The organism is Haemophilus haemolyticus, from assembly GCF_003352385.1.
Classification (GTDB): domain Bacteria; phylum Pseudomonadota; class Gammaproteobacteria; order Enterobacterales; family Pasteurellaceae; genus Haemophilus; species Haemophilus haemolyticus_I.
In genome coordinates this window covers 537,273-562,735 of record NZ_CP031243.1, presented here as the reverse complement: position 1 = coordinate 562,735, position 25,463 = coordinate 537,273, and the positions used below count along the sequence as shown (strand labels likewise).

The window sequence follows — 25,463 nt, the reverse complement described above, 5'->3', positions numbered from 1 at the left end:
AAGGTTGTATTCCTAGTTTCCTACGTCAGTATTAACTGTTTCAGGTTCACGGGTATGATCTCAGCATATTGCACCCCGACTAGGCTTTTTAGTGTATTAAAATTTACTAAGATTGCCAACGGATTTTTAAAAAGAAATAAACTTTCTACATTTTCTTTCTGAAAAAATAAAAAAGCCCTGTAAAACAGGGCATCCATAAGAGGTTTTAAAATTAAAAAGTGATTCGATTGGGCTTTCAATGCCTAAATCTGTCTGAGCAATGACTTCAAAACCAAAATCAGCTAATACATCTGCCATTTCTTTTACTTTTTCTTTATTGCCCGTGGTAAGTACAAATTTTTGCTTCGTAATTCTGTCCTTCATATCAAACATTGTCTTATTTTAATATCTCACCAAAAATTTTCGGAATAAATATTGACTTTAACCTTAGGTCAAGGTTTATGATTCGTGCTCATTCAGTTATCACATAGGAGAAAAACATGAAAAAACTTATGACTTTTATCACACTTAGCGCTGCTGCAGTTTCAATTTGTGCCCAAGCTAATGAACAACCGCATAAAGCACACATGAATATGCCAATGTCGGCAAGTTCTGCAATGCAACAAGAATTAATGCAAGGTATGACTCAAATGCATCAGAACATGATGGCTGCTATGCAATATCAAGATCCTGATGTTGCTTTTGCAGCAGGTATGTTGCCACACCATATTGGCGCAGTAAAAATGGCGGAAGTTGAATTAAAATACGGAAAAGATCCAGAGATGCGTAAGCTTGCTGAGAATATTATTAACGCACAACAAGCGGAAATTGAACAAATGCAAAAATGGCTTAAAGTGCACAATAAAAAAGCCCTGTAAAACAGGGCATCCATAAGAGGTTTTAAAATTAAAAAGTGATTCGATCACGGTTTCTTTCAAGTGTTGCTTTACCAATTCCTTGCACTTCTAATAACTGTTCAGCACTCGTAAAATTACCGTGTTTTTCACGATATTGCACTATCGCTTCTGCTTTTTTAGCACCGATTCCTGTTAAGGCTTTTTGAATTTCACTAACGGTTGCCGTATTGATATTCAATTTATCACTCACAGTAGCCGGTGCAACTTGAGCCTCAGTTTGAGTAGCCACAACAGGTTGAACAGCCTGCTCTGCAGTTTTTTCCTCAGCAAAAGCCGAAGAGGCAACCAGCGCGCCACACAATACAACTGAAGTAAATAATGTTTTCATTAATTTCATATAGGTTTCCTTTTAATATGAACATGTTGATGAGCATATCAACAGAGCCATTTTTTATGCTTTCAAGAAAACGCTCAAGATTCTTACCGCACTTCTGCGATTCAGATCGCAAAAATTCTTAATTTGAATGAAAAAACAAAGGGCTTATCATTTACAACAAGCCCTTAAGATTAGTTAACTTCTTTTATTCTCAGCTCTTTTGGAACCTCAAAGAACATATTTTCTTCTAAACCTTGTAGTTCTTCTATGGTATTCGCACCAAACTCTTTTAAGCGAGAAATAATCGATTGGACTAATTCTTCTGGCGCAGACGCGCCAGCTGTAATCCCAATGGTTTTCACATCATTAAACCAATCAGCTTGAATATCGGAAGGATCATCAAGAAGCTGTGATTTAACCCCCATACGAGAAGCCAATTCAGCTAAACGATTTGAATTTGATGAGTTTTTAGACCCCACAACCAACACTAAATCTGATAATTTTGCCAATTCTCGCACCGCTTCTTGACGATTGGTTGTCGCATAACAAATATCGTTTTTATGTGGCCCTTGAATAGCGGGATATTTTTCCTTTAATGCAGCAATGGTTTCAGCCGTATCATCTAGCGACAACGTCGTTTGCGTCATAAAGGTTAAATCATCATTTTCTTGCATTGGCAAGCGCGCAATATCTTCTACTTTTTCAATCAGGAAAATCCCGCCATCTTCGTTGCTATACTGCCCCATTGTGCCTTCAACTTCAGGATGCCCTTTATGCCCAATCAGAATCGCTTTTGTTCCTTTTCGACTTGCGCGCGCAACTTGCATATGCACTTTAGTCACCAAAGGACAGGTTGCGTCAAATACTTTGAGATTGCGATCTTTCGCTTCTTGTCGAACCGCTTGAGATACACCATGCGCAGAAAAAATAACGATAGCACCATCAGGCACCTCGCTTAATTCTTCCACAAAAATCGCGCCACGATCACGCAATCCGTTTACAACAAATCGGTTATGTACCACTTCGTGACGAACATAAATCGGTGCGCCATGAATTTCTAAGGCTAGTTCAACAATACTAATGGCACGATCTACACCGGCACAAAATCCTCGTGGATTAGCTAAAATTATCTTCATTTCTGACCGCACTTTTCTGCTTGTTTATCTTGTACTTTTTTCTTTTCGCTCTTAAAAGCATCCAATGCTAATAACCCTGCGCCAATACAAATGGCGATATCGGCGATATTAAACACTGGATAATGGTAAATATCCCAATAGAAATCAAAGAAATCCACGACGAAACCATTGTAAGCACGATCCACCATATTAGCTAACGCCCCACCAATAATGAATGCATAAGCAGAATTTTGGATTTTTTGTTGAGCATTATTTTTTGCTAAAAAATAAACCAACATGCCAGAAATAGCTAATGCTAACAAAATAAAGAAATATTGTTGCCAGCCACTATGATCCGCTAAGAAACTAAATGCAGCGCCATAATTGCGAACATAAGTAAGATTGAAAACAGGCAACACATTAACACTTTCATACAAATCAAATTTTTGTACCACAATGTATTTAGTGAGCAAATCAACCACGAAAGCGACCGCACTTAACCATAAAAACGAAAGCCCTGATTTTTTGGACATACTATTTCCCTTTTAAAAAAATTCCGCTAATTCTAGCATAAGCCGATAAATGATAAAGCACGATCTCATTTACTGAACGGCTTCTGGTAATTTTGCTGGATCATCAGCCAACTCTTTAACATTCACCACTTTCTTCCAATCGAATACCTTAATTTCCTGTTTTTCAGGATGGAAGAAATCCTCGCCTTGTAAATGTTTTTCCTTAATTCCCATCCAATCAGCAAAACCATAAACAAAATTAAATGCAGATTGTGGCGTTTTTATTTTTTCTACCTTTTGGCTATCACTCGAAAACATAACGAAAGGAATTTCATAATCTTGTTTATAAAGATTATTTGGATGCAATGATAAGCCTTTAGAATCCTCATAATGAGCAAGCCCGTGATCAGAAAAGTAAATCACCGAATAGGATTCATTTTGCGCCACCAATTGTGAATTTAATTTTTCTAAAAACTGATCCGTATATTTAATTGATTCTAAATAACAAGACATAGATTGATTAATAAAATAATTTTTAACCTCGTATGGAAGACGCTCACAAAAGGCAGGATGTGAGCCCATTAAATGAATCACAATTAATTTTGGATTCGTAATATTTTCTTTTAAAGCTTTGTCTAATACAGGCAACATTTCGTCGTCATAAACTTTTTTAGAGTTATAACCTAACGGCTTCATAAAAATTGTTTCATCCGCACTTTGACCAATACGAGAGGCCATCGTATCAAATTCCCCAATTTTGCCTTGGTTAGAAATCCAATAGGTTTTCACACCCGCTTTTTTGGCTAAAGAAATAATATTATCCGTATAAACCGTTTCCCCTTTATCTGCTCGATATAAGGTGCGTTGTAAAGACGGTTGCGTATTCGGTGCTGCAGAATAATAATTTTCAAAAACTGTGCCTTTCACACGCTCTAAAAATGGTGTGGTTTTCAATGGAAAGCCATATAACGACATATAATCTTTTCGCATGCTTTCACCGATAATCAAAATATAATTTTTATATTTTGGCGTAAAAGATTGAATATCCCATTGAGAAGGCGCATTAACGGATTGATTTAGAAAATCTCGTTGTTCTAAATACAGATCATTCATACGATCAAATTCTGAGTAGAAAAGAACGGGATAAAAACGGAATTTATACGCATAGTTCCAATCAGAAAATTGATTGTAAGAAAAAACTAATAATAGGCTGATAACAACACTATTTAGCCATTTAAATGCTTGTTGTTTAGCATGAAAGCTTAATTTCATTAAAATAACAAACAAAATTATATAACTAGCTTGAAATAAAAATATCCCAAAAGGAATGGTTGTGTAATATTCCAAGGTTTCATTAATATTCGTTTCATAAACAGAAGCGATAATACCCAAAGATGGAATACCATAGAAAAAACCAGCAGAGCAATAAAATAGCGCGCTGAGGAATAATACAGTGATTAATATTCGCCCAACCCAAGGGGTGAAATAAAAAGAAATCGCCGTGATAACAAATAAAATCGCGTAATCTGAAACGGGAATATTCTCACTTAATACATTACCCAACCCCATATTGGTAAAAATGGAGAAAACAAGCAATAAGAGATAAAACCATATTGTTTTAGAACGAATCATTTCTTTCCCTAACATCATTTCTACTTCCTTTTGTACTAAAGTAAAAAAGTGCGGTTAAAATCAACCGCACTTTTCTGTTTTACAACGAATTTAATTATGCAAAATGGCGCACTTCACCATTACCCGCCACATTTTCTACACAACGTGGACAAAGTGTTGGATGTTCAGGATTTACACCAATTTTGTCAGAATAATGCCAGCAACGCGGACATTTTTCACCGTTAGAACGAACTACAGTCACGGCAATACCTTCTAACTCACCCGCAGCCACATCTGCAGGTTTGTCTGCTAATGCTTTCACTTCAGCTTTTGAGGTGATTAACACGAAACGTAATTCATTGCCTAATTGTTCCAACAATGCACGATATTCGTCATTCGCATAAACTGTCACTTCTGCTTCTAAACCACCACCAATCACTTTATCGTTACGCGCGATTTCTAATACACGGTTCACCTCAGAACGAACTTTAATCAGTTGTTGCCAGTAGGCATCGTCTAATTTTTCATTCTCGCCTAAACCAAATAAGCCTTGATAAAATTCTTCAGTAAATACGAATTCTGCACGAGCACTTTCGGTTTGTGGCAAGTGTTGCCAAATTTCATCGGCCGTGAAAGATAAGATCGGCGCCATCCAGCGAACTAATGCTTCAGCAATATGCCATAACGCAGTTTGACAACTACGACGCGCAAGGCTATCCGCTTTAGTTGTATATTGACGGTCTTTGATAATATCAAGGTAGAACGAACCCATTTCTACCGAACAGAAACGCATTAAACGTTGTACCACTGTGTGGAATTGATAGTTATCGTACGCATCTTTGATTTCTTTTTGTGCATCTAACGCACAAGCTACCGCCCAACGATCTAGGCTAATCATGTCTTCTGGTTTGACTAAATCACGTTTTGGATCAAAACCATTCAAGTTTGCGAATAAGAAACGAGCGGTATTACGAATACGACGATAGCTGTCTGCTGCACGTTTCAAGATTTCATCAGATACGGTCATTTCACCTGTGTAATCTGTTGAAGCAACACATAAACGTAAAATGTCGCCGCCGAATTTATCTATGACTTCTTGTGGTGTCACGATGTTACCGATAGATTTTGACATCTTACGGCCTTGACCATCCACGGTGAAACCATGGGTTAATACTTGTTTGTATGGTGCTTTGCTGTCTGTTGCGGTAGAAAGCATTAAAGAAGACATAAACCAACCACGGTGTTGGTCAGAACCTTCTAAATACATATCAATATCTTGACCGTTAAATTCCGGACGATTCGCCACAACAGAAGAATAGGTTGATCCTGAGTCAAACCATACGTCAAGGGTATCAGGCACTTTGCGATAGGTTTCTGCGTCCGCACCTAATAATTCTTTTTCGTCTAAATCCCACCATGCTTGAATACCGGCTTTCTCTACACGTTTCGCCACTTCTTCAAGTAACTCTAAAGTACGCGGATGAAGTTCTTCGGTTTCTTTGTGCACGAATAGGGTCATCGGCACACCCCAAGTACGTTGACGGGAAATACACCAGTCAGGGCGGTTTTCAACCATTTTCTCGATACGTGCTTGACCCCAATCAGGAATCCAGCGAACTTGTTTGATCTCGCCTAATGCTTGTTGGCGTAACCCCTGTGTTTCCATGCCGATAAACCATTGCGGAGTCGCGCGGAAAATAATCGGAGTTTTGTGGCGCCAGCAGTGTGGATAGCTGTGTTTAATTTTCTCAACTTTTAATAAGTTGCCCACTTCTTGCAATTTTTCAACAACCAATGGATTCGCTTCAAATACACCTTTGCCTGCAAAGAATTCAGTCGTTGAAATAAATTTACCGTCATTAGATACAAGACCCGCCATCGGTAAATCATATTGTTTACCCACGACAAAGTCGTCTAAACCATGATCTGGTGCTGTATGTACTAAACCCGTACCGCCATCAGTGGTCACGTGATCACCTAAAATTACTGGTACAGTAAAATCATAGAATGGATGGTTAAAGCGTACTAACTCAAGTGCTTTACCTTTTACTGAACCTAAAATTTCAACTTGTTCTACACCCACGGCTTTCGCTACGGATTCAACTAATTCAGCGGCTAAAATTACACGCTCATCGCCTAGTTGTACTAAGTTATATTCTAATTCTGCATTTACTGCGATTGCGCGGTTTGATGGCATTGTCCAAGGTGTGGTAGTCCAAATCACCGCAGATAATTTGCCATGGCCTTTGCCTACTGCGTTAAATTTCTCTTCAATTTCAACCGCACTTACCGCAGGGAAACGTACGTAGATAGACGGAGAAACTTTGTCTTCGTATTCCACTTCTGCTTCAGCCAAAGAAGAACCGCAGTCTAAACACCAGTGAACTGGTTTTGAGCCTTTATATAAATGGCCGTTTTCAATCACTTTACCTAAAGTGCGGATAATATTCGCCTCGGTATCGAAATTCATCGTGAGATATGGATTATCCCAATCACCCAACACACCTAAACGGATAAAGTCTTTTTTCTGACCTTCTACTTGTTCTGCGGCATATTCACGGCATTTTTGACGAAATTCAGCTGCCGTAATTTTCTCATTTGGTTTGCCCACTAAACCTTCTACTTTTAATTCAATTGGCAAACCATGACAGTCCCAGCCCGGGATATAAGGCGAATCAAAACCTAATGCCGTTTTGGATTTAATAATAATATCTTTCAGAATTTTGTTTACTGCGTGACCAATATGGATGTTACCGTTCGCATACGGAGGACCATCATGCAGAATAAAAGATTTTTTGCCTTTGCTCGCTTCACGAATTTTTTGGTAAAGATTTTTCTCGTACCAATTTTTCAACATATCAGGTTCCCGCTTGGCTAAATCACCGCGCATTGGAAAGCTGGTTTCCGGTAGGTTAAGAGTGTTTTTGTAATCGACTGTCATTTTATTTTCCAATTTTTACATTTTAAAATTAACTGTTAAAAAACGCTTTCGCAGTTTCTACGTCTTTCTCAATTTGCATTTTCAAATCATCAAAAGACGGAAATTTAATCTCGTTTCTAATCTTGTGGCAGAATTCGACTTCCACCATTTGGCCATAAATATTCTGAGAAAAATCAAATAAATGAACCTCTAATAATTGCATTAATCCATTTATAGTTGGGCGTTTTCCCATATTTGCCACGCCGTTAAAAATCTCACCCGATTTTAACCGCACTTTCACCGCATAAACCCCTTTTACTGGGTTCACTTGGCGATGTAAGCGAACATTCGCGGTAGGAAAACCAATGGTTCGCCCTAATTTATTGCCATGTATCACTCGTCCAAAAATACGATAAGGCTTGCCGAGTAAATTTTCTGCAAGTTGTAAATCATCATTCGCTAACGCTTCGCGAATTGCCGTACTACTAATTCGCTGTTCATCTAGACAAAAACTACGGTTATCTTCAACAATAAAACCGAAACACTTACCTGCTGCTTGCAACATTGCAAAATTGCCTTGGCGTTTTGAGCCGAACTTGAAATCATCGCCAATGCTTAAAAATTTCACATGTAGATGATTAACAAGCGTTTGTTCAATAAAAACATCAGCTGGTTGTTCAGCAAAAGTGCGGTCAAATTTCGCTACAATTACGACATCAACCTTAGCCTTTTCTAGATAATAGATTTTGTCACGCAAACGCATTAAGCGCGCTGGTGCATTTTTCCCCATAAAATATTCACGCGGCTGTGATTCAAATAACAATACCGCCATGGGTAAATTTAATTCGTCAGCTTTTTGGCGCAAATGGCGGAGGACTGCTTGATGCCCTAAATGCACACCATCAAAATTGCCGATCGTTAGCGCACAACCTTGTAAAACACGATTTGCATTATGAAGCCCACGAATTAATTGCATGTCCTTATCCATGAAAATAAGAGAATTTCGGCATTATAGCGAGAAGTTAGTTTTTTGTCAGCAAATGGTGCTTTCGAACGCCTAATAAAATCAACGTTGCGCCATAAACTATTGCGGCTAATACAATCAACCAAACAAGCCAATAAACACGCATCAAGAAATCCATTTTCGCCCATTGGTTGATTTCAGGGACGTAATACCAAACTGCTGCACCCATTGCGATTGCTGCCAATAAAACTTTTCCAAAAAAGACCGCACTTTTACGTGAAAAATGATAGACATCCGCTTTGGCTAATCCGCGATAGAGCAAATAGGCATTAAGAGTTGCCGACATAGCTGAAGCAATGGCTAAACCCACATAACTGAAAGGAATTGCCAATAGGTTAAAACCCATATTACTCACCATGGCAATAATGCCGATTTTCACTGGTGTTTTGGTATCTTGGCGGGCGTAATAGCCATTGGCGAGAATTTTAATCAACATAAAGCTAAGCAAACCCGCGTTAAAGGCCCATAAAGAATAAGAGGCGGCATAAACATCATTTAGCATGAAATTTCCACGCATAAAGAGCGTAAGTAACATCGGTTGAGCCAATACAGCAATACCAATGGCTGCGGGAACGCCAAGTAATAAAATCATTCGTACGCCCCAATCCATTGTATTACGAAAATCAACCGCACTTTTATCTGAATCGCCTTCACGATTGACGTGGTGGCGAGCAAGCGTTGGTAAAATTACGGTAGAAATCGCAATGCCAAATAAACCGAGAGGAAATTCCAGTAAACGGTCGGAGTAATACAGCCAGCTAATTGAACCTGTCATTAAGAAGCTTGCAATCACTGTATCCAGCAAAAGATTAATTTGACTTACCGATACACCAAATAACGCAGGGATCATTAATTTGCGAATTTTAGTTACGCCTTCATCCCGCCAAGCCCATTTGGGTTTCACCAGTAAACCGGCTTGTTTCATAAATGGAATTTGGAATAAGAACTGTAATAATCCGCCAAGAAAAATCCCGATAGCCAGAGCAAGATCTGGGTTATCCATTTGTGGTGCAAGGAAAAGTGCGGTCGCAATCATCGCTATATTTAATAACACTGGTGAAAAGGACATTACGCCGAATTTCCCAATCGTGTTAAGCACCGCGCCAGAAAGTGCCACAAAAGTAACAAACCATAAATAAGGAAAAGTTATTTTAAGTAAAAGGGAAGCTTGTTCAAATTTATGTGCGTCAGGGCCATCATTCATCCAATCGGTAAACCAGCCCATCCCAAATAAAGCGGCAACGACAGGTGAACCAACCATCGCGAGGATCGTAACAATACTCACCAATCCCCCAAGAGTACCAGAAACTTTTCCAATAAATTCGCGGATTTTATTCATATCGCCAGATTTCTGATATTCTGCGAGAACAGGGACAAAAGCCTGTGAAAAAGCCCCTTCAGCGAATAAACGACGAAGAAAATTTGGGATACGATTAGCAAATAAAAAAACGTCCGCCGCCGCGCCTGCCCCAATGAGATGAGCGATAACCACATCGCGCACAAGACCTAACACTCTTGATAATAAAGTCATAGAACTAACAACAATGCTAGATTTTAAAAGTCGTTTACTCAAAATATTCTTCTCTACCCTAAAATTTTTGCCTAATTGTATAGAAATTTTGTTTTTACGCTATATTCCGTGAAAAAAAACTGATAAAATCCGCCGCACATCGTTTGTGTGAGCCCATATTGAAAGAGCTTGTAAAAATAACGATACTTACTTTCGGTTGTGTCTCACCGAAATCAACACAAATTTTCCATTGACAAAAGTATAAAAAATCGGCATATTGACGCCCTTTATTTTGTCTATCAATCAACAGAAATTTTAGGAGTTTGACCTTGGCTAATATCAAGTCAGCAAAAAAACGCGCGGTTCAATCTGAAAAACGCCGCCAACACAACGCAAGCCAACGCTCTATGATGCGTACTTACATCAAAAAAGTATATGCTCAAGTAGCAGCAGGTGAAAAAGCAGCAGCTGAAGCAGCATTCGTTGAAATGCAAAAAGTTGTTGACCGTATGGCTTCTAAAGGCTTAATCCACGCTAACAAAGCAGCAAACCACAAATCTAAATTAGCTGCACAAATCAAAAAATTAGCGTAATTTTTAGCTAGAAAGAACAAAAAATAAAACCGCACTTTAAAGTGCGGTTTTTTATTCCATTGAATTTTAGGCTAAAGCAACAACATCGATCCCCATTTGATAATATCAAAGAAGAATTTATTTTCATTCGTCGCGATACCATCAGGATTTTTCGGTGTGCCATCTTCATTTTTCTGCACTTCCACCATGCCATTTTTATATTGACCTTTCACGACAGCCAAATCATCGCGCGCTTCATTACGTAATTTTAAACACGCCTGTTCAGTTAAAGGCTCAACATTACCTACTTCGGTACGGAATTTTTTAAACTGATAGCTTGCGTAATTCATCGATTTTTCATCACCTTGAATAATCTTTACATATTGCTCGCCAATAATTTTTTCCAATGGATAGAAAAAGACATATTGTGAGTGAATATAGCTATCTTCTTTAGAAAAATGCTGTTGTAAAATCCGAGTTAAATTTGGGTAAACGCATTGTTCTGCTTGCTTACTTGCAATCGCCCATTGTTTTGCATCTTGATCGGAAAGTTGGTAATCCGCCCCTGCAAATTCACCTGGGATCGCGGATTGAGAGCTACCAAACATTGAGCAGCCAGACAGCAATGCTGCCACACCTAAGGTTGCAATTAATTTCACATTTGATCCTTATAAAAGTGAGAATGCGCAAAATTCTAGCAATATCTTCACAACAGATAAAGCAGCAAATGAATTTAGTTTTCCTGATCCGAAAAACTTCCGCTATAATGACCGCACTTTTTTACGTTAATTAAAAGGAATTCTCATGCAAAATCCAAAAGATGATGTGTTATATGCGCCTATTGAATGGGTCGATCACAGTGAAGGCTATAGCGACATTCGCTATCATAAATCCACTGATGGTATTGCTAAAATCACGATTAACCGCCCTGAAGTTCGTAATGCGTTCCGTCCACAAACAGTGAAAGAAATGATCACTGCATTTTCTGATGCACGTTTCGATGAAAACATTGGTGTCATCGTATTAACCGGCGAAGGCGAAAAAGCATTCTGTTCTGGTGGTGACCAAAAAGTGCGAGGCAATTACGGCGGTTACAAAGATGACAGCGGCGTACATCACTTAAATGTATTGGATTTCCAACGCGATATTCGTTCTTGTCCAAAACCAGTTGTGGCAATGGTGGCAGGCTATGCAATTGGTGGTGGCCATGTATTACATATGCTTTGTGACTTAACGATTGCTGCTGAAAATGCTATTTTCGGTCAAACTGGGCCAAAAGTTGGTTCATTCGATGGTGGTTGGGGCGCAAGCTATATGGCTCGTTTAGTGGGTCAGAAAAAAGCGCGTGAAATTTGGTTCTTATGCCGTCAATATAATGCACAAGAAGCATTAGACATGGGCTTAGTCAATACCGTTGTGTCTTACGCTGATCTTGAAAAAGAAACCGTACGCTGGTGTCGTGAAATGTTACGCAATAGCCCTATCGCAATTCGTTGTTTGAAAGCGGCATTAAATGCTGACTGTGATGGCCAAGCTGGTCTTCAAGAATTAGCGGGTAACGCGACAATGTTGTTTTACATGACTGAAGAAGGTCAAGAAGGTCGCAATGCGTTTAATGAAAAACGCGCTCCAGACTTCAGTAAATTCAGACGTAACCCTTAATTTATCGTTCTAAAGTGCGGTTAAAAATCTTCGTGAATTTTGACCGCACTTTTGTATTGGGAGCAAGCATGGCTGAAAAATCATTTAATCTTTACCGTTATTCCATCCCCGTTGATAGCCAACTTATTCTGCGTGATCGTTTTCTAAAACGCCGTGAAGGCTTAATCGTAAGAGTAAGTTGCAGCCGAGACGGTTGGGGAGAAATCGCCCCGCTACCTGGTTTTAGCGAAGAAACCTTAGACCAAGCTCAAGAACAAGCAATGGAATGGCTAACGACATGGTGCAATGCAAGCTGTGATGCACATCGCGTACCATTAGATGGCACCTATCCCTCCGTTGCTTTTGGTATCAGTTGCGCAATGGATGAAATGAAAGGTTATTTACAAACTGAAGGTAATTACCATACAGCACCACTTTGTTATGGCGATCCAGATGAGTTGTACGCCAAACTTGCGAGCATGAAAGGCGAAAAAGTGGCAAAGATGAAAGTGGGCATATACGAAGCCAATCGCGATGGATTAATTGCCGATATGTTTTTAGAAGCGATTCCCGATTTACAATTACGACTAGATGCAAACCGCCATTGGTCGTTAGAAAAAGCGTTACAATTTGCCGCTAAAGTCAAACCGCAACATAGAAAACGTATTCAATTTTTAGAAGAACCTTGTAAAACACAAGAACTCAGCCATGAATTTGCTGCTCAAACCGACATTGCGATTGCATGGGATGAATCCGTGCGAGAGCCTAATTTTTGCTTGGAAAAAGAACCGCACTTATCGGCTGTCGTCATCAAACCCACTTTAATTGGTTCAATTCAACGTTGTACTGAACTCATTAACCAAGCACATTCGTTAGGTTTAAAAGCAGTTATTAGTTCAAGTATCGAAAGCAGTTTAGGGCTCTCTCAGCTCGCGCGAATCGCACAACAATACACCCCGAATGTGACTCCAGGCTTAGACACGTTAGATTTGATGGAATATCAAGTGCTACGCGCTTGGCCTGGTTCTGATTTACCTATTGTGGATTTAGAATCTGAATTTATCACTAAAATTATCTGATTCGACCACCAAAAATCGAAAAACCAGTATAATGCGTCACACAAAAAGGATTAAAAATGTCGCAAACACACAGAATTTTGCTGTTAAATGGCCCGAACTTAAATATGTTAGGGGCTCGTGAGCCAAAACATTATGGCAGTATTTCTCTTGCATCCATTGAAGAGAAAATACAAACTTTAGCCACTCAGCACAATGTAAAAGTGGAATGTTTTCAAGCCAATAGTGAAGAAAAATTAATTAATAAGATCCACGAAAGTTTTCAACAAGTCGATTTTATTTTAATTAATCCTGCAGCTTACACCCATACCAGTGTAGCATTGCGCGATGCACTTTTAGCTGTTTCAATTCCTTTTGTGGAGATCCATTTATCCAACGTACATAAACGTGAACCATTTCGTCATCATTCTTATTTTAGCGATGTGGCTGAAGGCGTTATTTGCGGTTTGGGCGCAAAAGGTTACGAATTTGCCTTTTTATTTGCCATCGATTACCTTGCTAAAAAATAAGAAAATCGAGCATTTTTGGCGAAATTCACAGAATTTTATCGCAAATTTGCAAAATTTAAGGTAATCTTTGCAACACAAAAATAAGTTTATTCATAACCGCACTTTTTCGTTTATTTAAAAGTGCGGTTAAAATTTCAATCTTTTTAGGAAGAACGTATGGACATTCGTAAAATCAAAAAATTAATCGAATTAGTAGAAGAATCTGGCATTACTGAATTAGAAGTGCAGGAAGAAGAAGGTACAGTACGTATTAGCCGTGCAGCGCCAGCAATTGCTCCTGCAGCCGTTCAATATGCTGCAGCACCAGTAGTAGCACCAATTCCAGCTGCTGCGCCAGCTCAAGCTCAAGCGGCAGCGACACCAGCACCAGCTGCATCTGATGAATTATCAGGCCATCTTGTACGTTCACCAATGGTAGGAACGTTCTATCGCAGTCCAAGCCCAGAAGCAAAAGCATTCGTTGAAGTGGGTCAATCTGTGAAAGTTGGCGACGCGCTTTGTATCGTTGAAGCAATGAAAATGATGAACCGTATTGAAGCGGACAAAGCTGGCGTAGTAAAAGCAATTCTTATCAACGACGGTGACGCTGTTGAATTCGACGAACCATTAATCGTTGTTGAATAATTTCCAATATTTTCGTCGGGCGGACTTTAGTCCGCCTATTTCATATACAAACAATTAGAGAGAATTTATCGTAGGCAATATAAATTGAAATCTGTTTACACCAAATTTTATAGGGAGAACAATATTTCAAGAACCTACATAAAAATTCACGTCTATCTGACTAAACGGACTCTTTTATGTTAGAAAAAGTTGTGATTGCTAACCGCGGTGAAATTGCACTACGCATTTTACGTGCTTGTAAAGAATTAGGTATTAAAACAGTGGCGGTTCACTCCACCGCCGATCGTGATTTAAAACACGTTTTACTCGCAGATGAAACCGTTTGTATCGGTCCAGCACCTTCCGCAAAAAGTTATTTAAATATTCCAGCTATCATTGCTGCCGCCGAAGTAACAGGCGCAGATGCAATTCATCCAGGATACGGTTTTTTATCTGAAAATGCTGATTTTGCTGAACAAGTTGAACGTTCAGGTTTCACTTTCATCGGCCCAACAGCAGATGTCATCCGTTTAATGGGCGATAAAGTTTCAGCTATTAAAGCGATGAAAAAAGCAGGCGTGCCTTGTGTACCGGGTTCTGATGGGCCTGTAGGTAACGATATTAGTAAAAATAAAGAAATCGCCAAACGTATTGGCTATCCAATCATCATCAAAGCATCTGGCGGTGGTGGCGGTCGAGGAATGCGTGTTGTACGTAGCGAAGACACATTAGAAGAATCTATCGCGATGACCAAAGCAGAAGCGAAAGCTGCATTCAATAATGATATGGTCTATATGGAAAAATACTTAGAAAATCCACGTCACGTGGAAATTCAAGTATTAGCAGACACGCATGGCAATGCAGTTTATTTGGCTGAACGTGACTGCTCAATGCAACGTCGTCACCAAAAAGTTGTGGAAGAAGCACCTGCGCCAGGTATCACTGAAGAAGTTCGTCGCGATATCAGCTCACGCTGTGCAAAAGCTTGTGTAGAAATCGGCTATCGTGGAGCAGGTACATTTGAATTCTTATATGAAAACGGCGAATTCTATTTCATTGAAATGAATACGCGTATTCAAGTAGAACACCCAGTAACTGAAATGATTACAGGTGTAGATTTAGTGAAAGAGCAATTACGCATCGCAGCAGGCTTGCCGATTTCCTTTAAACAAGAAGACATCAAAGTTAAAGGTCATGCAATGGAATGCCGTATTAACGCAGAAGATCCAAAAACATTCTTACCGTCTCCAGGTAAAGTAAATCACTTACATTCACCGGGCGGTTTGGGCGTTCGTTGGGATTCTCATGTTTATGGCGGCTATACTGTGCCTCCACATTACGACTCTATGATCGCAAAACTTATCACTTATGGCGATACGCGTGAAGTTGCAATCCGTCGTATGCAAAATGCATTATCTGAAACAATTATTGATGGTATCAAGACCAACATCCCACTTCATGAATTAATTCTTGAAGATGAAAATTTCCAAAAAGGCGGAACAAACATCCACTATTTGGAGAAAAAATTAGGGATGCATGAATAATTTATAAGTTATTAAGGTAAAGGCAGACATTGTTTTTACCTTATTTTTTATAGGTTTATACATAATGATATTAATTTTATGGTAAGATGAAAGTCTACATAAATTTATTTTATGTATTTATATTAAATGTGTTTAATAAAGAACTTAGAGGTAAACGATGAAGAATGCGATTTTAAAGTTTAGTTTAACAGCTTTAGCTACATTAACTTTAGCTGCTTGTGGAAGTAGTGGCGGCAGTGATAATTCGGCTCCTGATAATGGGCAAAATCAAATTAATTCGACAGCAGTAGGTAACAATAATCCAGTCCAAGTCTCTTCCAATGAAACTGGAGCAGCATTAGTAGCTACAGGTGAAGATGACAATGCTAATATTAAACGTGCAAATTTGACGGATTATAATTTAGAAACATTATCTATTGATGGTAAAACTGTTCGTATTGCACCTCCATCTAATGGTGGTAATATTTTTTCTGGTAGTTGGGCGGAATATGGTGCAGGTTCAACATTTAATAGCTATAAATTCCCTAATAACGTTTCCGTGTGCTGTGGAAAATATACAAATGTTCGTATTGGCACTATTGGCAATGTTGAAGCAGGTCAAGAAGATATTTTCTTTTATAATGGAAACCCTACAAAATCAATGCCATCATCAGGTGTAGTGACCTATAGAGGGGATAGCGTTATTTCAGCAGATACAGATAAATTACCAGATGAAGATTATATAAAAGGTTCTTCAACTTTCACTGCTGATTTTGGTAATAAAAAATTAACAGGGACGATTAGCGCTGGTAATGTTGATGTTGTGACAGTTGATACAAAGATTTCAGGAAATAGTTTTGCAGGAACAGCTAAGTCTGATCTTTTAAATTCTCAAGGTACAGCTGAAGGGAAATTCTATGGCGAAAATGCAAAAGAATTAGGCGGCTTAGTGAAAGCAAATGATAATTCTTGGGCTGGTGCATTCGCGGCAAAAAAATAGCCTTTTATTCTATTAAATTAAAGCAAGCTTAGGCTTGCTTTATTCTTTCCCAATAAGGATAAAAATGAATATACAAACTAAATTTAGTTTATCTCTCACCGTAGCATTATTTTTAGCATCAAATTCTATTGCTGTAGAAAAATCGCCTCAGCCACATGATGGGCGTTTAGATGAACAGCTACATTTGGCTAAACCAAATTTACCACAAAAACCAACCGCACTTTTAGCCAATAACAAGCCATCGAAGTTATCAATTACAAAAGAAGAATTATCGAAACATCCTGACTTGATTATTCGCGGTCTTATTCCTGCCGTATTGCAAAATAATGGTGAGGCAGTACAACTTTTATTACCGCTATATCAGCCTTTACCTAAAAAAGATCCATTTTTGTTAGAATGGGCTGAAGCGATTGACTTACGAGAAAAAGGATATTTTTCTGATTCCGTTAAAGCCTACCGACACTTATTTTCACAGAAAACTGATCTTTTACCTTTACGCTATCAATTAGCTCAAGCCTTGTTTCTGAATAATGATAACGAGGCGGCAAAAGATCAATTTCAAAAGTTAAGAGCAGAGCAAGTTTCCCCCGATTCTGTAAAAATAATTGAACAATATCTTTCAGCCTTAAATCAACGAGAACAATGGAAAATCCAAGGTGGATTTAGTTTTTTAAATGAAAGTAATATCAATAATGCGCCAAAAGCAGGCACCAAAATTGGCAACTGGACAGCTTGGGAAAAAGAAAGTGCCAGAGGATTTTCGTATTTTGGGAATGCTGAAAAGAAATGGTCATTACCTCACAACTACTTTACAAAATTATCCTTGGAAGGTAGTGGGAAATATTATTGGGATAACAAGAAATATAATGAATTTAACGTGAGAACTGGTGTGGGTCTTGGATACCAAACTGCACGATTTGAACTATCATTAATGCCATTTACAGAGAAGCGCTGGTATGCAGGCGGCTCATCTGGTGGAAATGCGATGAAACAATACTCTAAAAATTCAGGTGCTAGATTGGATTTATCCAATTGGCTAAATGAAAAATGGCAAATTTCAACCGCACTTGAATATGGTGAACAACGCTATGAAACTCGTAAACATCTAAATGGAAATAACTATCTAGCTTCCTCTACGCTACTTTACCTAGCGAAAAATGGACAGTATTGGTTTGGTGGCGTTGATTATAATCGCGAAAATACTCGAGATTTAGATAACGCTTATCAACGAAAAAATGTCCGATTAGGATGGGGGAAAGAATGGAAAGCTGGAATATCAACTCGTTTAATCCTGAATTATGCACAACGTGCCTATAAAGAAAAAGATCTTATTGGTATTCGCCAGAAAAATAAGGAATATGCATCAGTATTTACTATCTGGCATAGAAACTTTCATATCTGGGGAATCACACCGAAATTATCTTGGTCGTATCAAAAGGTAACCAGTAATCATCCTTTTTATGAATATGATAAAAATCGAATTTACTTAGAAATCAGCAAAACATTTTGAATTATTCAAAAAAGTTGTAAGATTAGCAAACACAAGGGGCGTATGAAATATACGCCCCTTATACCATTCAAAAATATACTTTCACTTATAAAAATTTTAAGGAAGAAACATGACATTAAAACAACGTTATCAACAAGCGGCCAAGGAAGCTAGTTGGGCATTAGGTCTATCTATTTTATATGTGATAGGTTGGTGCTTATGTGCTTATTTGCCTAAAGAAACTCAAGGGCCGATTGGTTTCCCCCTCTGGTTCGAACTCTCTTGTATTTATTTGCCTATTCTGTTTATTGTAATTGGCCATTGGATTATCAAAATTATTTATCAAGATATCTCTCTTGAAATCAAGGATGAGGAGAATCAAAAATGAATTTAGGTATTATTCTCCCTTTAATTATTTATCTTGCATTTATATTTGGTGCTGCGATTTTCGCTTATGTAAAACGAACCAAAGGCGATTTCCTAACGGAATATTATGTAGGTAATCGTTCGATGACGGGTTTTGTTCTTGCAATGACAACCGCGTCAACTTATGCCAGTGCAAGTTCTTTTGTAGGCGGCCCTGGAGCAGCTTATAAATACGGATTAGGCTGGGTATTACTTGCGATGATTCAAGTCCCTGCTGTGTGGCTTGCATTAGGCGCATTAGGTAAAAAATTCGCACTATTATCAAGAGAAACCAATGCGTTAACGATTAACGATCTTTTCCTTTATCGTTATAAAAACAAATATTTAGTCTGGCTATCAAGCCTTGCCCTTCTTCTCGCATTTTTTGCGGCCATGACCGTGCAATTTATTGGCGGTGCGCGTTTACTAGAAACAACCATTGGCATTTCTTATACTCAAGCATTGCTCTTATTTGCTTTAACGGTAGGTATCTATACATTTATCGGGGGATTCCGTGCTGTCGTACTCACGGATACTATTCAAGGTACCGTCATGATTTTAGGTACTATTATTCTCCTTGTAGGAACCATTTATGCGCTCGGTGGTGTAGAAAGTGCGGTTAATAAATTAACAGAAATCGATCCTGCGTTAGTCACACCTTACGGGCCAAATGGAATGTTAGATTTTCAATTTATGGCTTCCTTCTGGGTGCTCGTCTGTTTCGGGGTCGTCGGTCTTCCACATACAGCTGTTCGATGTATGGCATTTAAAGATAGCAAAGCCTTACATAGAGGCATGCTGATAGGAACAATTGTACTTTCCATCATTATGTTCGGGATGCACTTAGCTGGTGCACTTGGTCGTGCAGTTATTCCAAATTTAACGGTATCAGATCAAGTGATTCCAACTTTAATGCTAAAAGTATTACCACCTATTATTGCCGGTATTTTCTTAGCCGCACCGATGTCAGCAATTATGTCCACAATTGATGCGCAACTTATTCAATCTTCTTCTATTTTTGTAAAAGATTTATACCTTTCTACAAAACCAGAAGCTGCCAAAAATGAGAAAAAAGTGAGTTATTTTTCATCAATTATTACGCTGATTTTGACCGCACTTCTAATCGTTGCCGCCCTCAATCCACCAGATATGATTATTTGGTTAAACCTATTTGCCTTTGGTGGACTGGAAGCCGCATTTTTATGGGTGATTGTGCTAGGGATTTACTGGGATAAAGCAAATGCTTATGGTGCGTTAAGCTCAATGATTATCGGCTTGGGGAGTTATATCTTGCTCACTCAACTTGGCATAAAATTATTTAATTTCCATCAAATCGTACCGTCATTAGTATTTGGATTAATTGCCTTTTTAGTGGGTAATAAATTGGGTGAACGTCGTATTGAAAAAACTCAATTAAAAGTTACCGCACTTTAAGCATTAATTAATATGCTGTCACCTTCTTCTAAATGAGAGGAAGGTGATATTTAATTTTCTCACTTTCAGCAATTTCTACGCTAAAACATAGAATTGAAACAATTCACAGGGATACATCAATGCTCTATCAAATTCTTGCGCTACTTATTTGGAGCAGTTCATTAATCGTCGGTAAGCTCACTTATTCGATGATGGATCCTGTGCTTGTTGTGCAAGTGCGGTTAATTATTGCAATGATTATTGTCATGCCACTCTTTTTACGTCGTTGGAAAAAAATTGATAAACCCATGCGTAAACAGCTTTGGTGGTTGGCATTCTTTAACTACACCGCCGTATTTTTATTGCAATTCATCGGGCTAAAATATACCTCTGCGTCCAGTGCAGTCACCATGATTGGGCTAGAACCGCTGCTCGTTGTATTTGTTGGGCATTTCTTCTTTAAAGACAAAGCAAAATGGTTTCACTGGCTATTCGGCGCAATGGCATTTATTGGCGTGGCGATTTTAATCAATGGTGGAAAAAATAATGAAGGCATTGATAACATCAGTTTATTTGGCTGTTTATTAGTACTAAGTGCTGGGATCATTTTTGCTGCTGTGCTGCGTTGGACACAGCGAGTTGTAGCCAAAGTCTCAACGCAAGCCTATACCTCCGTCAGCATTGTACTTGGGACCCTCACAACATTGCCATTTACGCTATTACTCACAGAAAACTGGCAAATATCATTAAATTCTACGGGTATTGCAGGTTTATTATATCTTGCCATTGGCTGTAGCTGGCTTGCCTATTGGTTATGGAATAAAGGCCTTAATAGTGTGGATGCCAATATCTCCGGTATTTTAGTCGCACTTGAGCCGTTATTCGGCATCTTATTTGCCGTATCATTACTTGGTGAAACACTGTCATTTTCAGCTGCACTTGGTATAACAATCATCATGCTTGCCACTCTTGGCTCGACTTTACTGCCGAAACTTTTGAAAAAATCGGTATAATACGTCCCATTTTATGAAATAAAGGAAAAAACAAATGGCTTGGATTCAAATTCGCCTAAATAGCACCAATGAAAAAGCAGAACAAATAAGTGATTTTTTAGAAGAAATCGGCTCCGTTTCTGTGACTTTTATGGATAGTCAAGACACCCCGATTTTTGAGCCTTTGCCTGGTGAAACTCGTTTATGGGGTAACACCGATGTTATTGCGTTATTTGATGCAGAAACAGATATGGCAGAAATAGTCCGCTTATTAAAAGAAGCGAAACACTTAGATAGCAATACGGCATACAAAATTGAACAAATAGAAGATAAAGACTGGGAGCGCGAGTGGATGGATAACTTCCACCCAATGCAATTTGGTAAACGTTTATGGATTTGTCCAAGTTGGCGTGATGTGCCTGATGAAAATGCCGTCAATGTGATGCTCGACCCAGGTTTAGCGTTTGGTACAGGCACGCATCCTACAACCGCACTATGTTTAGAATGGCTAGATGGCCTAGATTTAAAAGATAAAACTGTCATTGATTTTGGTTGTGGTTCAGGCATTTTAGCTATTGCCGCATTAAAACTTGGTGCGAAAAGTGCGGTGGGAATTGATATCGATCCACAAGCGATTCTAGCCAGTCGCAATAATGCCGAACAAAATGGCGTTGCAGATCGCCTACAGCTGTTCTTATCTGATGAAAAACCCTCTGATTTAAAAGCTGATGTCGTGGTGGCAAATATTCTTGCTGGCCCTCTCAAAGAACTTTACCCAATCATTAGCCAACTTGTTAAACCGAATGGCGATCTCGGTTTATCGGGCATTTTAGAAACTCAAGCTCAATCGGTATCCGATGCCTATACGCAAACATTTGCGTTAGAGCCAGTTGCGGTGAGAGAAGAATGGTGCCGAATTACGGGTAAGCTAAAAACGCTTTAATTTCTTTTTGTCAATCAAAAAAAGTGTATTTTTTAAACAAATTTCACTTTGCAAAGTAAGGCAAAATGCGTATTATAGCCAGCCTTGTCGGTCGTCGACCAGTTCGACACTAATTAGATTTAGACTTACTAGGAAGGTAACGTAAAATGCGAATCGGTTCATACCAATTAAAAAATCGTGTTTTACTTGCACCAATGGCGGGTATTACCGACCAGCCTTTCCGTCGTCTTTGTGCATATTATGGTGCTGGACTCACATTTTCAGAAATGATGTCCACAAATCCGCAAGTTTGGCATACCGAAAAATCCAAATTGCGTTTGGCACATAGTGAAGATTTAGGTCTCAATACCGTGCAAATTGCAGGCAGTGATCCACTCGAGATGGCACAAGCTGCGGCTATCAACGTGGAATATGGCGCACAAATCATTGACATTAATATGGGGTGTCCCGCCAAAAAAGTAAATCGCAAACTCGCAGGCTCTGCGTTGTTGCAATTTCCAGATTTGGTGGAAAAAATCTTACGAGAAGTAGTGGCAGCCGTCAATGTGCCAGTGACCTTAAAAATTCGTACAGGCTGGGATAAATCTAATCGAAACTGCGTTCAAATCGGCAAAATTGCAGAACAATGTGGCATACAAGCATTAACAGTGCATGGTCGTACACGAGCTTGTCTTTTTGAAGGCGAAGCGGAATATGACAACATCAAAGCTGTTAAACAAGCAATTGCCATACCGGTTATAGCCAATGGTGATATTGATTCTGCTCGGAAAGCAAAATTCGTTCTCGATTATACTGGAGCGGATGCCATTATGATCGGTCGTGCTGCGCTAGGTAACCCTTGGCTATTTCAAGCTGTGGAAAATCTAATTGAGCATGACTCGATAAGCCAAATGCCAAGTTTAAACGAAAAGTGCGGTCAAATTTTGCGTCATATTCAAGAATTACATCAATTCTATGGCGAACAAAAAGGCTATCGCATTGCGCGTAAACATGTGGCTTGGTATTTACAGGGAATTCAACCTGATTCCGTTTTTAAACAGACTTTTAATACAATTAGTGATCCGAAAGAGCAACTCATTGTATTGGAAGATTTTTTCAATTTAATTTTGGATAAAGAAAAATGTTAGAACAACAACGTAATCCTGCTGAAGCCTTAACGGTATCAGTATTAAATGCGCAATCACAAGTGACCAACAAACCATTACGCGATTCAGTAAAACAAGCATTGCGTAATTATTTAACACAATTAGATGGTCAAGATGTGAATGATCTTTACGAATTAGTATTAGCGGAAGTTGAACACCCGATGTTAGATATGATTATGCAATATACTCGTGGTAATCAAACCCGTGCAGCAAATATGCTTGGTATCAACCGTGGTACATTACGTAAAAAACTAAAAAAATACGGTATGGGCTAAGTTATACGTTTTTTTAGATAGCAAAGGGCGAACATTTTAATGTTCGCCCTTTTCATTCAATCATGATAAAGCACAAGCTATAACCTGTGCTTTAAATTTATCTTAAAATCAACCGCACTTTATTCTACGGTAACAGACTTCGCTAAGTTACGAGGTTGATCTACGTCAGTACCTTTAATTAAGGCCACATGATAAGAAAGCAACTGCATTGGGATGGTATAAAAAATCGGTGCAACGATATCATTGACTTTTGGCATCGTGATAATTTTCATTCCTTCACTTGGTGTAAAGCCCGCTTCTTTATCGGCAAATACGTATAATTGACCGCCACGAGCACGAACTTCTTCAATATTCGATTTTACTTTCTCTAATAATTCATTATTTGGCGCCACAACAATTACTGGCATATCGGCATCAATCAACGCTAATGGACCATGCTTCAATTCTCCAGCCGCATATGCTTCAGCGTGAATATAAGAAATCTCTTTCAATTTCAAAGAGGCCTCTACGGCAATTGGGTAAAATGCACCACGACCTAAGAAAAGCGCATGATGTTTTTCAGCAAAATCCTCAGCCAATGCCTCAATTTCTGTATCAAAAGCTAACGCTTTTTCAATTTCAGCAGGTAAAGATTGCATTGCTTTGATAATCTCTTGCTCTTTTTCTGCAGAAATATGACCTTTAACTTTACCAAGTGCCGTCACCAACATTAATAACGCAGCGAGCTGTGTCGTAAATGCTTTTGTTGATGCCACCCCAACTTCAACACCAGCACGCGTCATAAATGCAAGATCTGATTCGCGTACTAGCGAAGAGCCTGGCACATTACAAATTGTTAATGCCGCCATGTAGCCCTTTTCTTTCGCTAAACGAAGTGCAGCTAAAGTATCGGCTGTTTCGCCAGATTGAGAAAGTGTAATCAATAAGCTATTTGGACGTGTAACAAACTTGCGATAACGAAACTCTGAGGCAATTTCAACATCACAGCTCACTCCAGCCAAAGATTCAAACCAATAACGCGCCACCATACCTGCATTATAGGATGTACCACAAGCAACAATTTGAATATGCTCAACTTTTTCTAAAATGCCTTTTGCACCATTACCGATTGAATCGACGATCACATTTTCATGATTGATACGTCCTTCCATTGTATTGATAAGTGCGGTTGGCTGTTCGTAAATTTCTTTCTGCATAAAATGGCGGAATTTACCTTTCTCTGCCGCGTCATTTTCAAGATTAGATTCGTGAATTTCGCGCTCAACTTTATTGCCGTAAGTATCATAAATATCAACTGTACGACGTGTAATTTCTGCAATATCCCCTTCTTCTAAAAAGATAAAACGGCGGGTAACACTTAAAAGTGCAAGTTGATCTGAAGCTAAGAAATTTTCACCGATACCTAAACCAATCACTAGCGGACTGCCAGAACGAGCTGCGACTAAATGCTCAGGATGACGACTATCCATTACCACCATACCATATGCGCCCGTGAGTTGTTTTACTGCTTTTTTCACAGCGTCTAAAAGTGAATCCGTGCTACGCATTTCCCACTCAACGAGGTGAGCAATCACTTCAGTATCTGTTTGCGATAAAAATACATAACCACGAGATCTTAATAATTCTCGAAGTTCTTCATGATTTTCAATGATACCGTTATGTACTACGGCAAAAGTGCCTGACGCATGTGGATGAGCATTGGTTTCTGATGGTTCACCATGCGTTGCCCAACGCGTATGCGCAATGCCTGTACCACCAATCAATGGTTTCTCCGATACCGCCTCATCTAATGCTTTAACTTTACCTAAACAGCGCACTCGTTGTAATTCATGATGTTCATTTACCACTGCAACGCCTGCAGAATCATAACCACGATATTCCAAACGATGTAAACCATTAATTAAAATTTCCGCTACATCACGTTGCGCTACCGCGCCGACAATACCACACATAAGCTTTCCTTATTGTTAATT

25 protein-coding genes and 1 riboswitch are annotated in these 25,463 nt (G+C 38.9%); of the genes, 15 read left to right on the top strand and 10 right to left on the bottom strand.

The annotated features are described in order from the left end of the window. Nucleotides 1-88: riboswitch (TPP riboswitch) on the bottom strand. A gap of 38 nt (nt 89-126) precedes the next feature. Next, on the bottom strand, nt 127-297 hold the full coding sequence (locus DV428_RS02945) for an EAL domain-containing protein (protein ID WP_239993710.1): 171 nt from the start codon (nt 295-297) through the stop codon (nt 127-129). Nucleotides 298-479: 182 nt separating this feature from the next. Here DV428_RS02945 and copM point away from each other — a divergent pair, with 182 nt between their 5' ends. Beyond that, the gene (gene copM / locus DV428_RS02940; protein WP_114908621.1) at nt 480-857 is read left to right on the top strand and encodes a CopM family metallochaperone; all 378 of its coding nucleotides are present in this window, start codon (nt 480-482) and stop codon (nt 855-857) included. 28 nt (nt 858-885) lie between these two features. On the opposite strand, the gene DV428_RS02935 is transcribed toward copM, so the two are convergent. From DV428_RS02935 to murJ, 7 genes are all read right to left on the bottom strand, one after another. Continuing rightward, nucleotides 886-1,233, bottom strand: a complete 348-nt coding sequence (locus DV428_RS02935) for a ComEA family DNA-binding protein (protein ID WP_065250343.1) — start codon at nt 1,231-1,233, stop codon at nt 886-888. A gap of 170 nt (nt 1,234-1,403) precedes the next feature. Then, the gene (gene ispH / locus DV428_RS02930; RefSeq protein ID WP_005634483.1) at nt 1,404-2,348 is read right to left on the bottom strand and encodes a 4-hydroxy-3-methylbut-2-enyl diphosphate reductase; all 945 of its coding nucleotides are present in this window, start codon (nt 2,346-2,348) and stop codon (nt 1,404-1,406) included. Continuing rightward, a complete protein-coding gene (lspA, locus tag DV428_RS02925) occupies nt 2,345-2,860 on the bottom strand; it encodes a signal peptidase II (protein ID WP_114908620.1) in 516 nt (171 codons plus the stop codon). Before lspA ends, ispH begins: the two co-directional genes overlap by 4 nt. Before the next feature lie 69 nt (nt 2,861-2,929). Next, complete coding sequence (locus tag DV428_RS02920) at nt 2,930-4,489, bottom strand: phosphoethanolamine transferase (RefSeq protein WP_114908619.1); 1,560 nt, start codon at nt 4,487-4,489, stop codon at nt 2,930-2,932. A 76-nt stretch (nt 4,490-4,565) separates the two neighbouring features. Then, nucleotides 4,566-7,391, bottom strand: a complete 2,826-nt coding sequence (ileS, locus tag DV428_RS02915; protein WP_114908618.1) for an isoleucine--tRNA ligase — start codon at nt 7,389-7,391, stop codon at nt 4,566-4,568. A gap of 28 nt (nt 7,392-7,419) precedes the next feature. Further along, nucleotides 7,420-8,346, bottom strand: coding sequence for a bifunctional riboflavin kinase/FAD synthetase (gene ribF, locus DV428_RS02910; RefSeq protein ID WP_162790764.1), 927 nt, complete (start codon nt 8,344-8,346; stop codon nt 7,420-7,422). A 46-nt stretch (nt 8,347-8,392) separates the two neighbouring features. Then, the gene (gene murJ, locus DV428_RS02905; protein WP_114908616.1) at nt 8,393-9,967 is read right to left on the bottom strand and encodes a murein biosynthesis integral membrane protein MurJ; all 1,575 of its coding nucleotides are present in this window, start codon (nt 9,965-9,967) and stop codon (nt 8,393-8,395) included. Between the two features lie 266 nt (nt 9,968-10,233). On the opposite strand from murJ, the gene rpsT reads away from it, so the two are divergent. Beyond that, nucleotides 10,234-10,497 carry a 30S ribosomal protein S20 gene (gene rpsT, locus DV428_RS02895; protein WP_005548279.1) on the top strand — a complete coding sequence of 88 codons (264 nt, stop codon included), beginning with the start codon at nt 10,234-10,236 and terminating at the stop codon, nt 10,495-10,497. A 71-nt stretch (nt 10,498-10,568) separates the two neighbouring features. On the opposite strand, the gene DV428_RS02890 is transcribed toward rpsT, so the two are convergent. Then, nucleotides 10,569-11,135: a DUF5358 domain-containing protein gene (locus DV428_RS02890; RefSeq protein ID WP_114892411.1), complete on the bottom strand. Its 567-nt coding sequence runs from the start codon at nt 11,133-11,135 to the stop codon at nt 10,569-10,571. 145 nt (nt 11,136-11,280) lie between these two features. On the opposite strand from DV428_RS02890, the gene menB reads away from it, so the two are divergent. From menB to fis, 13 genes are all read left to right on the top strand, one after another. Further along, a complete protein-coding gene (gene menB, locus DV428_RS02880; protein ID WP_114908615.1) occupies nt 11,281-12,138 on the top strand; it encodes a 1,4-dihydroxy-2-naphthoyl-CoA synthase in 858 nt (285 codons plus the stop codon). Between the two features lie 68 nt (nt 12,139-12,206). Then, complete coding sequence (menC, locus tag DV428_RS02875; protein WP_162790763.1) at nt 12,207-13,196, top strand: o-succinylbenzoate synthase; 990 nt, start codon at nt 12,207-12,209, stop codon at nt 13,194-13,196. A 56-nt stretch (nt 13,197-13,252) separates the two neighbouring features. Continuing rightward, nucleotides 13,253-13,702 (top strand): type II 3-dehydroquinate dehydratase, encoded by a 450-nt coding sequence (gene aroQ / locus DV428_RS02870; protein ID WP_011272319.1) that lies wholly within the window; start codon nt 13,253-13,255, stop codon nt 13,700-13,702. 156 nt (nt 13,703-13,858) lie between these two features. Further along, the gene (gene accB / locus DV428_RS02865) at nt 13,859-14,326 is read left to right on the top strand and encodes an acetyl-CoA carboxylase biotin carboxyl carrier protein (RefSeq protein ID WP_114908613.1); all 468 of its coding nucleotides are present in this window, start codon (nt 13,859-13,861) and stop codon (nt 14,324-14,326) included. A 176-nt stretch (nt 14,327-14,502) separates the two neighbouring features. Continuing rightward, nucleotides 14,503-15,849 (top strand): acetyl-CoA carboxylase biotin carboxylase subunit, encoded by a 1,347-nt coding sequence (accC, locus tag DV428_RS02860; RefSeq protein WP_114908612.1) that lies wholly within the window; start codon nt 14,503-14,505, stop codon nt 15,847-15,849. 157 nt (nt 15,850-16,006) lie between these two features. Continuing rightward, nucleotides 16,007-16,828, top strand: coding sequence for a Slam-dependent surface lipoprotein (locus tag DV428_RS02855; protein WP_114908611.1), 822 nt, complete (start codon nt 16,007-16,009; stop codon nt 16,826-16,828). Nucleotides 16,829-16,892: 64 nt separating this feature from the next. Continuing rightward, nucleotides 16,893-18,338, top strand: coding sequence for a surface lipoprotein assembly modifier (locus DV428_RS02850; protein WP_114908610.1), 1,446 nt, complete (start codon nt 16,893-16,895; stop codon nt 18,336-18,338). 109 nt (nt 18,339-18,447) lie between these two features. Next, nucleotides 18,448-18,705, top strand: a complete 258-nt coding sequence (locus tag DV428_RS02845; protein WP_005634512.1) for a YhdT family protein — start codon at nt 18,448-18,450, stop codon at nt 18,703-18,705. Beyond that, nucleotides 18,702-20,156 (top strand): sodium/pantothenate symporter, encoded by a 1,455-nt coding sequence (panF, locus tag DV428_RS02840; RefSeq protein WP_114908609.1) that lies wholly within the window; start codon nt 18,702-18,704, stop codon nt 20,154-20,156. Before DV428_RS02845 ends, panF begins: the two co-directional genes overlap by 4 nt. A 119-nt stretch (nt 20,157-20,275) precedes the next feature. Beyond that, entirely contained in the window at nt 20,276-21,148 is an 873-nt protein-coding gene (locus DV428_RS02835) for a DMT family transporter (RefSeq protein WP_114908608.1), read from the top strand. 34 nt (nt 21,149-21,182) lie between these two features. After that, on the top strand, nt 21,183-22,070 hold the full coding sequence (prmA, locus tag DV428_RS02830) for a 50S ribosomal protein L11 methyltransferase (protein ID WP_114908607.1): 888 nt from the start codon (nt 21,183-21,185) through the stop codon (nt 22,068-22,070). A 146-nt stretch (nt 22,071-22,216) separates the two neighbouring features. Continuing rightward, nucleotides 22,217-23,197: a tRNA dihydrouridine synthase DusB gene (dusB, locus tag DV428_RS02825; RefSeq protein ID WP_114908606.1), complete on the top strand. Its 981-nt coding sequence runs from the start codon at nt 22,217-22,219 to the stop codon at nt 23,195-23,197. Then, entirely contained in the window at nt 23,191-23,490 is a 300-nt protein-coding gene (gene fis, locus DV428_RS02820) for a DNA-binding transcriptional regulator Fis (RefSeq protein ID WP_114908605.1), read from the top strand. Before dusB ends, fis begins: the two co-directional genes overlap by 7 nt. A 119-nt stretch (nt 23,491-23,609) precedes the next feature. On the opposite strand, the gene glmS is transcribed toward fis, so the two are convergent. After that, entirely contained in the window at nt 23,610-25,442 is a 1,833-nt protein-coding gene (gene glmS / locus DV428_RS02815; protein WP_114908604.1) for a glutamine--fructose-6-phosphate transaminase (isomerizing), read from the bottom strand. Between the last annotated feature and the right edge of the window lie 21 nt (nt 25,443-25,463).